Genomic DNA, 911 nt, shown 5'->3' on the forward strand with positions numbered 1-911 from the left:
AAGACACCGTCGCTTACCACTTCCATGAACCGCTAGGCGTCGTCGGCCAAATTATCCCATGGAACTTCCCTATTCTGATGGCAGTATGGAAAATTGCCCCAGCTCTTGCTGCTGGTAACTGTATCGTCATGAAGCCTGCTGAGCAAACGCCAGCTTCTATCTTGTTCATGCTAGAAACCATCGGCATCGCTGATATTTTGCCAAAAGGCGTACTAAATATCGTGAATGGTTTTGGTGTCGAGGCAGGTAAACCATTGGCTTCTAACCCACGCATTAATAAAGTGGCTTTCACTGGCGAAACGACCACCGGTCGTCTCATCATGCAGTATGCTAGTGAAAACATTATTCCAGTAACGCTTGAGCTTGGTGGTAAGAGTCCAAATATTTTCTTTGCCGATATCATGGACGAAGATGATGATTTCTTAGACAAAGCAGTAGAAGGCTTAGTGATGTTTGCCTTGAACCAAGGTGAGGTTTGTACTTGTCCATCGCGCGCTTTAGTACATGAAAGCATTTATGATGAATTTATCAAACGCTGTATTGCTCGCGTCGAAGCTATCAAAATGGGCAATCCATTAGACACTGACACCATGATTGGTGCGCAAGCCAGCTCAGATCAATTAGAAAAAATTCTTTCTTATCTCGATATCGGTAAAAAAGAAGGTGCAAAAGTCCTAGTGGGCGGCGAAAAAGCCGAACACAATGGCGATCTTGGAGACGGTTACTATGTGCAGCCGACTATCTTCGAAGGTACTAATGACATGCGCGTGTTCCAAGAGGAAATCTTTGGACCAGTACTTGCCGTCACAAAGTTCAAAGACGACGACGAAGCGATGAGCATTGCTAATGACACGTTATATGGTCTTGGCGCTGGGATTTGGACACGCAGTGTACATAAAGCGTATCGTTTC

General features: G+C 45.1%; 1 protein-coding gene. It reads left to right on the plus strand.

Features of this window, described 5'->3' with window-relative positions; translation table 11 throughout:
- Window positions 1–911 (plus strand): aldehyde dehydrogenase family protein (locus ACS8FD_RS17955; protein ID WP_439276850.1); only part of this gene is annotated, 911 nt, incomplete at both ends.

The organism is Psychrobacter sp. 1U2 (genome assembly GCF_051847575.1).